Below are 12,003 nucleotides of genomic sequence, written 5' to 3'. Positions count from 1 at the left end.
CAGGGCCGTTCCTGCCCGAAAAAGACTGGACCCCTGATGAAAAACCACGTTGCCACCGTTGTCACCCATCCCGACAAATCCGATCTTACCTCCTCTCTGCAGGATCAGCTTGCCTCCCAACTGGCCGCAGAAGGCGCCCGCAACATGACGTTCAGGTGGCTGAACGAGGGGGTTGCTTTCGACTGCTTTTTTGACGCGGAAGGCATGGACGCGGCGGAAAGCATTCTTGCCCCGCTCAAGGGGGACTATGACTGCACCGTCCAGCCCAATGAAAACCGGCGAAAACGGCTTCTGGTCTCGGATATGGACAGCACCATGATCGACATGGAAAGCCTTGATGTGATGGCCGACGCGCTGGGGGTCGGGGCGGCGGTGCGGGCCCTTACAGAACAGAGCATGCAAGGCACCCTGAATTTTGAACAATCCCTTCGCGCGCGGGTGAGCCTGCTGGCAGGCAAACCGGCAGCCGCCCTTGACGATCTGGTTGGCCGGATTTCCTATCTACCGGGTGCGAAAACCCTGATCCAGACCATGAGGAAGTACGGTGCCTACACGGCGCTGATCTCGGGCGGGTTCACCTTTACCACCGAGGTGGTGGCAAAGGCGCTGGGGTTTCATGAACATCACGCCAATCCGCTGCCCATCAAGGAGGATAAAATCCTTGGAACCCTCGGACCGGAAATCCTTGGCCCCGCGTCAAAGGCGGACCTGCTGACACGGCTGTGTCGTCAGCGGGGCCTCACCCCCCTGGATGCCGCCGCGGTGGGCGATGGCGCCAACGATATCCCCATGCTGCAAACGGCGGGTCTTGGGGTTGCCTATCACGGCCAGCCCATCGTTGTTGAGCAAACACCGCGTCACATCAACCACGCAGACCTGACCGCGCTCCTCTATTTTCAGGGCTATCACCATAGCGAATTCACGGATTCTGAAGACGGCTAGTCTGCCGGGGCTTTCCGGCGTTATCCGCCTTCAAACCCTGTCAGGAAATTCTCGATATTGTTGCCAAGATCGTCGGACAGATAGCCACCTTCCTGAACCAGCAGGGTGGGCACCCCAAGGGTTGAAATGGCAGCCCCCAACCGGGCAAAGCCGGGGGTGGTAATGCTCAGGCCCTGCAAGGGGTCATTCTCGTGGGAATCCAGTCCAAGGGCGATCACCACCACATCCGCCCCGAAATTCCGCACTCTGGCAAGCGCCGTCTTCAACACGGCAAGATAGTCGTCATCGCCGGTTCCCCGCGGCAAGGGCAGGTTGAGATTATACCCCTCCCCCAATCCTTCGCCGCGTTCCTGCGCACTTCCCCAGAAAAACGGGTAAAAACGATCCGGGTCCGCATGCAGGGAAATGGTCAGGACATCGTTGCGTTTGTAAAAGATCCCCTGCGTCCCGTTTCCGTGATGAACATCCACATCCAGAATGGCGGGCTTCAACCCCTGCTGACGCAGGTAATCGGCGGCAATCGCGGAATTGTTCAAAAAACAGAACCCGCCCGCCAGATCGGCAAAGGCGTGATGTCCCGGCGGACGGCACAGGGAATAGGCCGCCCGTTCGCCCCCCAGCAACAAGTCCGCCCCTTCCAGCGCCGTCTGGGCGGACCAGTAGGCCGCCTCCCACGTACCCTCGGCAATCGGGCAGGCCGTATCCGCCTGATGATATCCGGCCTGTCCAACCGCCGATTTTGGATAATTGGCCCCCCGGCTATCCGGGTGAATATTCGGGATCACCTCGTCCGAGGCGCCCTCAATCCGTTTCCAGCGCGCATGAATATTTTCCAAAAAGGTCAAATATTCCGGGGAATGCACGGCGGCAATGGGGCCGCGCCCATGATCCCGGGGCGCCTGAAAAACGGCCCCTGCCCGACTGGCCCCATCCTTCAGATGGCGAATGCGTTCCGGCTGTTCCGGGTTGCGCAAGGGCTGACCATTGGCCATAAAATTCTGGGGATCATGTTTCCATTGTCGTTCGTCAAATACCGCTTTCATACTTTTCCTCGGATTTTGTGAAAGTCGCTTTCGTCAAGCGACAGGTCGTCGGCTAGGCTGTTCGCCTTGAACCCAAGACGCAGGTACGTCTTGCGAGCCGCTATATTGTCCTGATAGACGTTCAGGAACATCGTCTTTATGGGAAAGGGGCCAAGGTCCAGAATGGCCACCAATAACCGGGGGCCTATCCCCTGCCCGCGAACGGATGCGTCCACCCAAAGGTCAGAAACATACACCCCAAGCCCGCCTGCCGTTGTTGAAACATAAGACGAGAACATCACCACACCGACCAGCTTTCCTGCCGTCTCGGCCAGCAGCACCCGAATTCCGATGGGCTCCTGAAACAACAGGGCGCCCAGTTCTTCCTGACGGAGGACATGGGTATCTCCCAGATGGTCGGACAGCTTGCGAAGGGCCGTATCAATGGCCGGGACATCCTCAGCCTCGGCCAGCCTGATTGTGATCCCGGACATCAGAATTTTGTCTTTTCCGCCCCTTTCAGGGACAGCAGTTCCCGCGTTTCCGCCGGACTGGCCACCTCACGGCCCAGCGCCTCGACGATCGTGCGAATTTTGGCAACCTGTTCGGCATTGGATTGGGCCAGCTTCCCCTTGCCAATATAAAGGTTGTCTTCCAATCCCACGCGCACATGCCCGCCCATGGTGGCCGCCATGGTCGCCAGCGGAATCTGGTGACGGCCCGCTGCCAGAACCGAAAATTCATAGTCCGCGCCGAACAGCTTGTCAGAAATCCGCTTCATATGAACCAGATTTTCAGGGTCCGCCCCGATCCCCCCAAGAACGCCGAACACGAATTGAATGAACAGGGGCTTTTGCACCAGACCCCGGTCCACGAAATGACGCAGCATGTAAAGATGACCGACGTCATAGCATTCAAATTCGAACCGGGCACCGCGCTGACGGCCCATCTGATCCAGAACATAGGCAATATCGCGGGGGGTGTTCTTGAACACCAGATCATCGGAATTATCCAGAAACGGCTTTTCCCAGTTATGTTTCCAGTCCGTAATCCGTTCCGCCAACGGATACAGCGCGAAATTCATGGTTCCCATGTTCAGGGAACACATCTCCGGCTCCACAATGAAGGGGGCGGCCAGACGTTCCTCCAGCGGCATGAGGGCGCTGCCTCCCGTCGAGATATTGATGACCGCGTCCGTGCCCGCATTGATCACCGGAAGGAAGGCCATGAAATCCTCTGCCCGTGACGAGGGGCGACCGCTTTCCGGGTCCCGGGCATGAAGATGGATAATGGCCGCGCCTGCTTCGGCAGCCTCAACGGAATGACGGGCAATTTCCTCACCGGTAACCGGAAGATGATCCGACATGGACGGGGTGTGAATAGAACCGGTTACCGCACAGGTAATGATAATCTTGCTCATGGTTGCCTCGTTACGGGTTCTGTTCAATGGGGAGATGGTTTTCTTTTGCAAACTGATCGAGGGACAGCACCAGCATCTCCATGATCTGGTCAATCTGCTCTTTCGTGATAATCAGCGGCGGGCAGACCAGAAAATGGTCCCCCGCCAATCCGTTGCGGGTTCTTCGGGAATAGATGATCAGCCCGTTTGCATAGGCGATATCCACCAGCCGCAAATAGGCGTTCATGTCCCGCGGCAAAGGCTCCATGGTGCCGCGATCAGCGACCAGTTCAAACGCCAGAAGCAGCCCTTCCCCGCGCACATCCCCAATGAAAGGATAGCGGTCCATCAGGCTGGTCAGCCGGGCCTTTAAAAGCGTTCCCATGGCGGTTGCATTGGCCACCATGTCCTGACGCTGGATTTCTTCCAGCACCGCAACCCCGGCAGAACAGGCAAGCGGATTGCCGGCATAGGTAAATCCATGCAGGAAGCCGCCGCTTTTGATCACCGCATCGACAATCGGCTCATCCACGATCATGGCCCCAAGCGGCGAATACCCGGCGGCGAAGCCCTTCGAAAAGGTGATGATATCCGGGCGGGCGTTCCAGTGGTCCGTCGCAAAAAACCGCCCTGTCCGGCCGCCGCCGGTCATGACTTCATCATAGATCAGCAAAAGCCCGTATTGGGTACAGATGTCGCGGATACGCTCCATATAGCCGGAGGGAGGCACAAGCGCCCCCGTCGAGGCCCCGCCGACAGGTTCAACAATAAATGCCAGAACACTTTCCGGCCCCTCCGCCAGGATTTTTTCCTCCAGCATGTTGGCGTAATGCAGGCCCGTTGCCGGATCAGCGGGATCCATCCCATCCAGATAGGCCGTCGGCGCCGGAATCTTGGGCATGTCCCGATACATGGGCGCAAAGGGTTCCGTCAGGGGGGCATATCCGGTCAATGCCAGCGCCCCAAGGGTACAGCCATGATAACTTGGCAGGCGGGAGATGACTTTCCACCGTTTTTCCTGCCCTGTCACCGTGGCATATTGACGGGCGATCTTGATGGCGCTTTCAACGGCTTCCGACCCGCCGGAGACAAAAAAGACCTTCTCCAGCCCCGCCGGGGCATGGGCCGCCACCTTGGCCGCCAGATGTTCGGACGGTTCCGTTTCAAAATGCAGGCGATACCCGAATGTGGACTTTTCCATTTGCCGGCGCATTGCCGCAAGAACATTGGGGTTGGAATGACCAATATTGCACACCATGGCCCCGGAAGAGCCGTCCAGATAACGGCGGCCTTCCACATCCCACATATAAATGCCGCGCGCTTCCGCAAGAACGGGGCGCTTGCTTCCCGTTTGATAAAACAGATGGCTGACCATTGATCAGTCCTCTCCTACTGCCACACAATCCTGACTGTCAAAACGAACGGAAACCCTGTCTCCGTCCTCAAAGGAGGTGGTGCCGCTCAGCATGTTCAGCACCTGAAACTTCATGCCCTGCACATCCACGAAATAGCGCACCAGTTGTCCCTGATAATCCACCGCCTCGATTGTCCCTTCGAAAGAAAGTCGGGCATCGGGCCCGGCGTCCAGCGGCAGGATGTCTATCTTTTCCGCCCGAATGACCAGATAGGCCTTCGCCCGTCCGGCCAGCTTTGCCATCTGTTCATCGCGAAGCGGGACAAACCCGACGGCCGCGGCGGTCAACCCGGATTGCCCGCCCTCAGAGGTAATCTCCGCCTCAAGAATATTCGACGTTCCGAGAAAATCGGCGACGAAGCGACTGGTCGGATTGGAATAGATTTCCTTTGGCGCCCCGACCTGTTCCACACGGCCATTGGACATGACCACCAGTATGTCGGACATGGCCAGAGCTTCCGACTGGTCATGTGTGACAAAAATGGTCGTAATGCCAATCTGTTCCTGAATGCGCTTCAGTTCCACCCGCATGTCCTCGCGCAGGTTCGCATCCAGCGCGGACAGCGGCTCGTCCAGCAACAGGACATCCGGTTCAATGACGATGGCCCGGGCCAGCGCAATCCGCTGCTGCTGTCCCCCGGAAAGCTGTTTCGGATAACTGTTCGCCAAATGCGGCAGTTGCACCAGTTCCAGCGCCTCGGCCACCCGGCGGTTCCGCTCCTCTTTCGGAATGTTCCGGTGCTTCAGGCCAAAGGCCACATTGTCCGCAACTGTCTTGTGCGGGAACAGGGCATAATTCTGAAAAACAATCCCCAGATTCCGCTTGTGGATCGGCACATCATTGATCTGCCGCCCGGCAACCAGAATATCCCCTTCTGTCGGGTCCAGAAGCCCGGCAACCATCCGCAAGGTTGTTGTTTTACCGCAGCCTGACGGCCCCAGAAGCGTCACGAAACTGCGCTCCGGGATATCCAGAGACATCGGGTGCACAGCCGTGAAAGCCCCGAACTTCTTGACGATATTGTGTAATTTTACAGCGCTCACAGATAATCCCTTTCCGCCTCTGTCCGGTTCCCCCCGCTGCCCATGCAGCGAGGGGGAGAGGAATTAGTACCCTTTTTGAATACGACCGAACTTCTTGGACCACTCCTGCTCGTTGGTGTTCCAATATTCCGGATCGGCAAAGGTCAGACCTTCCAGTGTGCCTTTCGGATCAAAGGCGGGAAGCGTGGGGATTTTCTTGCCAAGATCGACCTTGGTCGGATCCAGGGCGGGGGGATAATTTTGCCCCTCGGCCACGGCAATGGATGTTTCCGGTGCCAGCATGAAGTTCAACAACTCTTCACAGGCCTCCATCGGTGATCCCTTGATCACGAACAGGCATTCCTGCCAGCCGAACCCGTTTGGCGGATCCATATAGCCGATGTCATGCCCCTGCTCCTGCAACGCATACACCCGGCCGGACCATGCTTCGGTGACATAAATCTCCTCTTCCGCAAGCAGACTCATCAGTTCCGCCCCGGACCCCCAATATTTCAGCAGCAGGTCACGGTGGGTACGCAGGGTATCCCAGATCGCCTCCATGTCCGTTGCCCCGTTGGGGTCCTGTCCGGTTTGCAAGGAGGCATACCAGATCCGGGTGCGCCAATCGCTCCAGCCACCGATTTTCCCCTTCAGCCGCTCCTCAAGCAGGATTTTCGCACCTTTTTCCTTCATTTCATCATCGGAAATATGCTTGCGGTTATAGGCAAGACCCGTGGTTCCATAATCGTAGGGAACACAGGAAAGTTTTCCGTTCGTGATTTTGCGGAACACATCAGACAATTTCGGGATGACATATTTCAGGTTGGGAATATTGTCTTCGTTCAATTCACTAGTCAGACCCAGCCCGTGATAGCGTGCGTAGTCAAAAACGCCGGACAGATGGGCAATGTTATACTCGCCGCCCTGACTGGCCTTGACGCGGGACAAATATTCATCGCCGCTGCCAAAGGTGCCATCCACAACCTTGATGCCGGTTTTCTGTGCAAAAGGGTCAAAGGCGTGTTTTCGAAACGCCTCGGAAACAACCCCGCCCCAACCGTCAAAGCGAACCTCACTCACGGCAGCCAATGCCGATTTGGCAAAGGGTGTGTGCAGGCCATATGCCAGACCGGCGGCCCCCATCAGGCCCAGAAACTTGCGGCGATCCAGATCCCCGTTCCTGTATCTTTCAAGTAACCGCTCATACCGTTTCGTATTATCCATTGGTCTCTCCTCTCTGTTAGTGTGCGCCATCTGTGCCGTCTAGCGACCTTGATGGTTCCCAAGCCGCCGGGCGATGGCAGCTCCAAGCAAGGGAACGCCGACGGTGAAGAAAATCATGACGGAGCCAAGTGCGTTGATTTCCGGTGAAATGGAATTGCGCAACATGGCGAAAATCTGCGTGGGAACCGTTTCCACGCCACCCGGCTTCCAGAACAGGGTCCCCGTGATATCGTCAAAGCTGATGGTGAAGGAAAACAGCATGCCGGCGAACACGGCCGGGGCCAGCAGCGGCAGGGTGATCTGGAAAAAGGTCTGAACCGGTGTGGCCCCAAGGCTCATGGCGGCCTCCTCCACATCCCGGCGGATCCCGATCAGGCGCGCCTGTACCACCAGAACCACGAACGGCAAGGTGAAGATCACATGCCCCATCAGCAACATGAAAAAGCTTTTATGAACGGACAGGAAGTTCAGGAACAGCAGCAACGCCACGGCCAGAACCACCTCGGGGACAAGAATGGGGGCGATCAGCAGGGTGCTGATAAAATTGCCGCCCGGCACCTTGTAGCGCACAAGGGCAAGACTTGCGAGCACCCCCAGCGTCGTCGAAATGAACGCCGTCAGAACCCCCAGCAGCAGGGATGTCTTGAAGGCCCGGATGATGGCCTCATTCTCAGCCAGTTCCACAAACCAGCGAAACGACAATCCGGTCACCGGAAAGCTGCCAAACTGATTGGCATTGAAGCTGAGCAGCACCACAACGGCCACCGGCAGGAACATGAAAATATAGACAAGAATAGTCCAGAGACGAATAACCCCCCATCCCATCATGCCAACCCCTTCATCAATTGCCGCATTCCCAGAAAGCGGTTGTAAACAAGGACGATCGATCCCAGTACGGCAATCAGAACCAGCGACAGGACCGACCCCAACGGCCAGTCGAGCTGTGTGATAATGGCCTCGAACACGAGGTTGGCGAACATGGCATCCCGCGGTCCTCCCAGAATGACCGGCGTGATATAGGTGCCCGCGCCCAGCACGAAGCACAGCAAGCCCCCCGCCGCCAAACCGGGCAGGGACAGGGGCAGCGTAATCTCCAGAAAAGTGCGCCCTCTATGGGCTCCCAGCGAGCAGGCGGCATCTTCCAGATTGCGGTCGATATCCTCCAGACTCACATAGATATTGAGGATCATGAAGGGCAGCAGGAAATGGACAAGCCCGAGGATCACCGTCACCTCGTTATACAGCAGCTGCAACGGCTCATCGATTATCCCCAGCATCATGAGAACGCTGTTAAAGGCGCCGGACACCCCCAGAATATTGATCCAGGACATGGTCCGAATGATGTAGCTGATCCAGAAAGGCAGCATCAGGAGCAACAGCAAGATGGCCTTGTTCCCGCGTGAGCGGGCAATGAAATAGGCCGCTGGATACCCCATGACGGCGCACACGATTGTGGTCACCGAAGCAATGCGCAGGGTTTGCAGAAGAATATCCCGATAGAACTCATCGGTCAGCACCTCGATCCAGTTATCCAGATAAAAGCCGACCTGATCGGCCCCGGTCGCTGTCCGTAACCAGAAGGAATACACCACAATGAACATCAGTGGCACGATCAACAGTAACAGGATCGAGACCAGCGCCGGGGACAATAGCACCCATGGCTGTCTGGCCTCACGCTTTTCAATTGACATACCCCTCCCCCACAATTGAGTTGAAGGCTGCCAAATACCCGTGTATAGATCAAATAGATAATTGAAATAGTGTGTATAGTTTGAAACTATGACTGGTGACTCAATCAAATTCACACCGGAACGTCTGGCCCGGGATCTGGACTGGAACTTGCTGAAAACCTTTCAGGTGATCGCCAAGTCCAAAAGCATCACCGACGCGGCCAACACCCTGCGGTTGCGCCAGCCATCAGTCTCTGCTTCGCTGAAACGGCTGGAAGAAAGGCTGGGGAAAAAGCTGATCGAACGGAGCCCCGGCAATTTCCGCCTGACCCGGGCGGGCGAATTGCTGGAACGGGAAATTGTGGAAATCCACGGCACAATCCTGCGCCTTGAAACCTTGCTGCGGGATACGGAGGATGAAATCCGGGGCCATGTCCGCATTGCCATGGCCAGCCATGTGGAATGCCCGTTCTTTGACAACGCCCTGTCCCAGTTTCACCAGCAGCATCCCAATGCCACCTTGTCGATCGAAATTTCCGCCAGTCGCCATGCCATTGAAAATCTCATGGCCCGCAAGGCAAGCGTTGCCATCTGTCTGGTCAAGGACCGCAGCCCCAAGCTGAATTACAAGCGCCTGTTTCGCGAACATTTCGGATTATTCTGCGGCCCGGAACACCCCCTGTTTGGCAAGGAAAACCTGACATCCAGCGATCTTGCCGGCCATTCCAGTGTCAGCTTTGTCACCGACCAGATGGGCGATGCCCTACGGCAGGTCGCCCTGATGCGGGCGCAGGCGGATCTGGCCGACCGTATTGTGGGGACATCCGCCAATCTGGAAGAGGTCCGCCGCATGATCATTGCCGGGCTCGGCATCGGTCCCCTGCCTATTCATGTGGCCAAGCGGGACGTTGACAACGGCATCCTCTGGCGCCTGCCCCCCTATGTATCGCCGCCAGCCATTGATGTGTATGTGGTGGAGAACCCGAAAGCCCAGCTAAACAGGGCAGAACAAGCCTTCTGCCGGATTATCCACGCCCTCATCGACAGCACCCCCATCGAGGACCGAATTTACGGCTAATAGCCCGGCCCGGTCGGGAGGCCTTTTCACAGGCAGCAGAGGGAATACCCGCTCCCGCTGCATGGATGTTCGCTTCTGAAAAGAAGTTGACAGTGAATCTGCTTTCACGCAATCATCACGATCAGGCAAAAAACATAAACAAAACGCCTGCAAAATACCCAAGAAGTATAATCAAAAACAAATAAATGGGATGGAAAAACAATGAAAAGCATCTTTGCTTTCGTGGGTAAGGTTTCTCTTACAGCATGCCTTGGATTTTCCGCAATGGGGAGCGCCCTTGCCGCGGACCAGACAATCGGGGCCCTGTTTCCGCTGAGCGGACCAAACGCCGTCTATGGCGATGTGTTCATGGCCGGTTCCGATCTGGCGGTTGAGCATGTAAACGCAGACAATCTCCTGAACGGAAAACTGTCCATTGCCTATGAAGACAGTCAGGGCCTGCCGCAGCCAGCCGTCATCGGTATGACAAAGCTGGTCAATGTGACAAACGTTCCCTACACACTGTCCGCCTTCACGGGTGTTTCCAAGGCGATTTCAACCATCGGCCAGCGGAATTCGGTTGTGGCCGTGAACGGCGGCGGTGTGGGCCCCGATCTGGCCCAGCTTGGCGAATATTTCTGGAACGTGATCCCGCTGGTCAATCTGGAAGTCCGGGCGGCGGTTCCCTATCTGGTCAAGGAACGGGATATCAAGCGCATCGTTCTGGTTTACATCGATGATCCGTTCGGAAACTCCATTTTGGAAGAACTGGAATCCGAGCTGGAAAAAGCCGGCGGTGAGCTGATCGACACCCTGTCCGTGCCGACAACCGCGCAGCAATTCTCCGGCGTTGCCGCCAAGGTTCGTGCCGCGAAGGCCGATGCCGTCTATGTCGCCAGTTATGGCGCGCAGCAAATCCAGATCGTCAAGCAGTTGCGGGACAATGGTGTGGATTCCCTGTTGGTGACCTATTCCGGCTATGCCGTTCCGGATGCCATCGCCCTGCCGGAATCCGAAGGCATGATCTTTACCGGACAGAGCGTCGATTTCACGTCTGAAGACCCGGTAACCCAGCGTTTCGTCAAGGACTTCACCGCCAAGCACAATCGGGAACCAAACGCCTATAACGTCAACTACTATAACGCGACCCGTCTGTTTGCCCTGCTGGCACAGGCACTGGAAGCGGAAGGAAAAGACGTGACCGGCGAAAACCTTCTGAAGAAGCGTCTGGAAACCCCGTCATTTGACCTTGTAGGCGGCACCGTTTCCTTCCAGGAAAACGGCACCTTGCTGTTCCCCATCAAGATCAACACGCTGAAAGCGGGTAAAACCGAAACGCTGAAGACGGTTACCTTCAACTAAAACACACGGACATTATCGATGCTTGCTCTGCAGTTGGCCATAACCGGCCTTCAAACAGGGGCTATCTATGCGCTCACGGCAGTGGGGTTCTCCCTGATTTTCGGGTCAACCCGCATCTTCCATTTCTCGCATGGGGCCACCTTTATTATCGCCGCCTATCTTTTCTATTTCGTTGATGTCAGCGGATACGGTGTCATCCCGGCCATTCTGGCCGCCGCCAGCGGCGCCATTGTCTTCGGGCTGTTGATGTACCGGTTTATCTATGTGCCCATCCAACGGGATGAAGGATCGTTCTTCACCGTCTTTGTCGCCTCGTTCGGCATTGGCATTGTGGTGCAGAACGTGATCGGCATGGTTTTCGGTCGCGGTTATGTCGCGGTGCAAACATCCCTGTCAAAGTCCGTGGAACTGGCAGAGGGGCTGTATGTGGCCCCTCTTGCCTGGATTGCGGTGCTGTGTGCCACCGTCTTTTTTGCCGCGCTTTGGTATTTCCTGCGCTTCAGCACCACCGGCATGGCGCTTCGGGCCCTGTCCGACAACCCGGAACTGGTCCGTGTCTTTGGTCTCAACCCCAAATTCATCTCGGCCTGTGCCTTTGCCATCGGATCGCTTCTGGTGGTGCCCGCCGCGATCATTTCGGGGGCAACGCAGGGGCTTAACCCGGCCATGGGTCACCATGTGATGCTGATTTCCCTTGCCGCGACCATCGTCGGCGGGATCGGCAGCGTTCCTGGAACCCTGATCGCGGGACTGGTCCTTGGCCTCGCCGAGAGCCTCGCCCTCCTCTATGTGGAATCGCAGTGGACCGAGGCGGTGACCTTCGCCATCCTGTTCCTGTTCATCCTTCTTCGCCCGTCCGGCCTGCTTGGCCGTTCCGCAACACACTAGAG

The 12,003-nt window shown here is 56.9% G+C and carries 12 protein-coding genes; 4 read left to right on the top strand and 8 right to left on the bottom strand.

Annotated features, from left to right (window positions below):
* Window positions 1–36 precede the first annotated feature (36 nt).
* A complete protein-coding gene (serB, locus tag FQB27_RS01870; RefSeq protein WP_169559172.1) occupies window positions 37–942 on the top strand; it encodes a phosphoserine phosphatase SerB in 906 nt (301 codons plus the stop codon).
* A gap of 20 nt (window positions 943–962) precedes the next feature.
* On the opposite strand, the gene FQB27_RS01865 is transcribed toward serB, so the two are convergent.
* The 8 genes from FQB27_RS01865 to FQB27_RS01830 all read right to left on the bottom strand — a co-directional run bounded on the left by FQB27_RS01865 (window position 963) and on the right by FQB27_RS01830 (window position 8,715).
* Window positions 963–1,985: a histone deacetylase family protein gene (locus FQB27_RS01865; protein WP_169559171.1), complete on the bottom strand. Its 1,023-nt coding sequence runs from the start codon at window positions 1,983–1,985 to the stop codon at window positions 963–965.
* Window positions 1,982–2,458: a GNAT family N-acetyltransferase gene (locus tag FQB27_RS01860; RefSeq protein ID WP_169559170.1), complete on the bottom strand. Its 477-nt coding sequence runs from the start codon at window positions 2,456–2,458 to the stop codon at window positions 1,982–1,984. The genes FQB27_RS01865 and FQB27_RS01860 overlap by 4 nt, the downstream gene beginning before the upstream one ends.
* Window positions 2,458–3,384 carry a 3,5-dioxohexanoate:acetyl-CoA acetone transferase gene (kce, locus tag FQB27_RS01855; protein WP_169560031.1) on the bottom strand — a complete coding sequence of 309 codons (927 nt, stop codon included), beginning with the start codon at window positions 3,382–3,384 and terminating at the stop codon, window positions 2,458–2,460. The genes FQB27_RS01860 and kce overlap by 1 nt, the downstream gene beginning before the upstream one ends.
* A 10-nt stretch (window positions 3,385–3,394) precedes the next feature.
* Window positions 3,395–4,738: an aminotransferase family protein gene (locus FQB27_RS01850; protein ID WP_169559169.1), complete on the bottom strand. Its 1,344-nt coding sequence runs from the start codon at window positions 4,736–4,738 to the stop codon at window positions 3,395–3,397.
* 3 nt (window positions 4,739–4,741) lie between these two features.
* Window positions 4,742–5,821 (bottom strand): ABC transporter ATP-binding protein, encoded by a 1,080-nt coding sequence (locus FQB27_RS01845; protein WP_169559168.1) that lies wholly within the window; start codon window positions 5,819–5,821, stop codon window positions 4,742–4,744.
* A 63-nt stretch (window positions 5,822–5,884) separates the two neighbouring features.
* Window positions 5,885–7,024 (bottom strand): extracellular solute-binding protein, encoded by a 1,140-nt coding sequence (locus tag FQB27_RS01840; protein WP_169559167.1) that lies wholly within the window; start codon window positions 7,022–7,024, stop codon window positions 5,885–5,887.
* A gap of 39 nt (window positions 7,025–7,063) precedes the next feature.
* The gene (locus tag FQB27_RS01835) at window positions 7,064–7,849 is read right to left on the bottom strand and encodes an ABC transporter permease (protein ID WP_169560030.1); all 786 of its coding nucleotides are present in this window, start codon (window positions 7,847–7,849) and stop codon (window positions 7,064–7,066) included.
* Window positions 7,849–8,715, bottom strand: coding sequence for an ABC transporter permease (locus FQB27_RS01830; RefSeq protein ID WP_169559166.1), 867 nt, complete (start codon window positions 8,713–8,715; stop codon window positions 7,849–7,851). Before FQB27_RS01830 ends, FQB27_RS01835 begins: the two co-directional genes overlap by 1 nt.
* An 88-nt stretch (window positions 8,716–8,803) precedes the next feature.
* On the opposite strand from FQB27_RS01830, the gene FQB27_RS01825 reads away from it, so the two are divergent.
* The 3 genes from FQB27_RS01825 (at window position 8,804) to FQB27_RS01815 (ending at window position 12,001) form a co-directional block, all read left to right on the top strand.
* Window positions 8,804–9,772, top strand: coding sequence for a LysR family transcriptional regulator (locus FQB27_RS01825; protein ID WP_169559165.1), 969 nt, complete (start codon window positions 8,804–8,806; stop codon window positions 9,770–9,772).
* 201 nt (window positions 9,773–9,973) lie between these two features.
* Entirely contained in the window at window positions 9,974–11,113 is a 1,140-nt protein-coding gene (locus FQB27_RS01820) for an ABC transporter substrate-binding protein (RefSeq protein ID WP_169559164.1), read from the top strand.
* A gap of 18 nt (window positions 11,114–11,131) precedes the next feature.
* Complete coding sequence (locus FQB27_RS01815; protein WP_169559163.1) at window positions 11,132–12,001, top strand: branched-chain amino acid ABC transporter permease; 870 nt, start codon at window positions 11,132–11,134, stop codon at window positions 11,999–12,001.
* Window positions 12,002–12,003 lie beyond the last annotated feature (2 nt).

Origin of the sequence: Sneathiella chinensis (genome assembly GCF_012720115.1) — a bacterium.
GTDB classification, from domain to species: Bacteria; Pseudomonadota; Alphaproteobacteria; order Sneathiellales; family Sneathiellaceae; genus Sneathiella; species Sneathiella chinensis.
This window is presented reverse-complemented; position numbering and strand designations above follow the sequence as displayed.

Bases quoted from the DNA above. Each gene is read 5' to 3' on its own strand.
- serB (WP_169559172.1), top strand. From the start codon at position 37: ATGAAAAACCACGTTGCCACCGTTGTCACCCATCCCGACAAATCCGAT.
- FQB27_RS01865 (WP_169559171.1), bottom strand. From the start codon at position 1,985: ATGAAAGCGGTATTTGACGAACGACAATGGAAACATGATCCCCAGAAT.
- FQB27_RS01860 (WP_169559170.1), bottom strand. From the start codon at position 2,458: ATGTCCGGGATCACAATCAGGCTGGCCGAGGCTGAGGATGTCCCGGCC.
- kce (WP_169560031.1), bottom strand. From the start codon at position 3,384: ATGAGCAAGATTATCATTACCTGTGCGGTAACCGGTTCTATTCACACC.
- FQB27_RS01850 (WP_169559169.1), bottom strand. From the start codon at position 4,738: ATGGTCAGCCATCTGTTTTATCAAACGGGAAGCAAGCGCCCCGTTCTT.
- FQB27_RS01840 (WP_169559167.1), bottom strand. From the start codon at position 7,024: ATGGATAATACGAAACGGTATGAGCGGTTACTTGAAAGATACAGGAAC.
- FQB27_RS01835 (WP_169560030.1), bottom strand. From the start codon at position 7,849: ATGGGATGGGGGGTTATTCGTCTCTGGACTATTCTTGTCTATATTTTC.
- FQB27_RS01830 (WP_169559166.1), bottom strand. From the start codon at position 8,715: ATGTCAATTGAAAAGCGTGAGGCCAGACAGCCATGGGTGCTATTGTCC.
- FQB27_RS01825 (WP_169559165.1), top strand. From the start codon at position 8,804: ATGACTGGTGACTCAATCAAATTCACACCGGAACGTCTGGCCCGGGAT.
- FQB27_RS01820 (WP_169559164.1), top strand. From the start codon at position 9,974: ATGAAAAGCATCTTTGCTTTCGTGGGTAAGGTTTCTCTTACAGCATGC.
- FQB27_RS01815 (WP_169559163.1), top strand. From the start codon at position 11,132: ATGCTTGCTCTGCAGTTGGCCATAACCGGCCTTCAAACAGGGGCTATC.